Origin of the sequence: Pseudoalteromonas sp. NEC-BIFX-2020_015 (genome assembly GCF_012952265.1) — a bacterium.
Taxonomy (GTDB): Bacteria; Pseudomonadota; Gammaproteobacteria; order Enterobacterales; family Alteromonadaceae; genus Pseudoalteromonas; species Pseudoalteromonas neustonica.
The window spans coordinates 1-958 of record NZ_JABCJL010000080.1; the positions used below are offsets into that span (position 1 = coordinate 1).

General features: G+C 35.3%; 1 protein-coding gene. It reads right to left on the reverse strand.

The features are described from left to right. Nucleotides 1–108: 108 nt before the first annotated feature. Complete coding sequence (locus tag HH219_RS21625; RefSeq protein ID WP_169328601.1) at nucleotides 109–807, reverse strand: hypothetical protein; 699 nt, start codon at nucleotides 805–807, stop codon at nucleotides 109–111. Between the last annotated feature and the right edge of the window lie 151 nt (nucleotides 808–958).

Consider the following 958-nt stretch of genomic DNA (forward strand, 5'->3'; position numbering starts at 1 on the left):
AGACACATACACCTTACAACGAATCAACATATTTAGAAGCACTAAAAAGAAGAGGTTCGCCGCTGTTAAAATTTGCAATAAATAGCTAAATTTTACTAGTTGTCCACCTCAGGGCGTGTTGTTAGCTGCATTTTGATTTGCAGAAATTCGTTCCCACTCAACCCCTAGTCCCTTAAATTTTTGAGAAAAAGGAATTATTATTAAAATAACCGCCGTTCCGATCAATGCTAACCTCTCAGCTGTAAGTAGAGTTATCCCCTTTAAGGACATAATAAAATCTAAAACAACTAGAGTTAATAATACAAATGACAAGGTATAAGCTAATAACTTAAATGAGCTTAGAGCATGATCTTTATTAACCTTAATATCATGCTTTTCATTCGCCATTTTATTAGAAGTTAAAGAGAGTAATGTTGGAAATAATTCGCTGTCAATTTGTTCCAATTGGTTTTTTTTGTTGAAAGTATGTATTTGGAATGGAGATTTACTATTTTCATACAGGTTGCTCGTTAAGTAAAATGCAGGGAGATTTTCATCGCCTATACCTTTTTTACATAACTCCAAGTATTCTTGTGCCGATTTTGTTCCATGGCTTGTGACCGTTTTACTTTTAGATTCCTCTGCTGCCTCGACAACCGCAAGTCTCTCTTGATTAACAGGGTCAATTAATAAAAATGTTGGTCTACACCCCATTTCTCGCCCACTGACCTTAATATGAGGTTCGTGAATAACAGAGCCATTTACAAAACCTTTTTCCTTCAAGAAAGTAGCAAAGTCGACTTCTAATTTTGTATGTAGTTCATCCATTTTAACGACACCTCCCTTGATGCAGCTAACGAGGCTGTAGAATAACTCTAACAGCCAAATTCAATTAAAAAACGAGCTCCTGTAATTAACTCTAAGCGTTTTTAAAGCATTAGGTAATGCATTTGGAACCCATAAAACAGGCTGTTTTTCT

Coding starts and splice junctions, on each gene's coding strand:
- HH219_RS21625 (WP_169328601.1), bottom strand. CDS start 807: ATGGATGAACTACATACAAAATTAGAAGTCGACTTTGCTACTTTCTTG.